We start from the raw sequence: 228 nt of genomic DNA, 5'->3' as shown, positions 1-228 counted from the left end.
TACGACATGTCGCCGATCCTCCTTGGCACGGGGAAATCGGAACGGAAATCCTGGTTCTACTTTACCGAAAATGAGCTGTCGCCAGGTGCCATCAGGGTCAATAACTACAAGTTTGCGTTCAATCTTCGTGGCGACGACGGAGCGCAGACCGGCGGACTGGCAGTCGATTCCAATCTCGGCTGGAAAGGCCCGGACAAATACGTGGCAACAGTTCCCCAGGTGTTCGAC

The 228-nt window shown here is 55.3% G+C and carries 1 pseudogene; it reads left to right on the top strand.

Annotated features, from left to right (window positions below):
• Window positions 1–228: pseudogene (locus AF337_RS01950) on the top strand (arylsulfatase); the annotation flags it as partial.

This window comes from Rhizobium ecuadorense (assembly GCF_001187535.1).
GTDB lineage: Bacteria > Pseudomonadota > Alphaproteobacteria > Rhizobiales > Rhizobiaceae > Rhizobium > Rhizobium ecuadorense.
The sequence above is the reverse complement of the archived record's forward strand: the minus strand, read 5'-3'. Positions and strand labels throughout refer to the sequence as shown.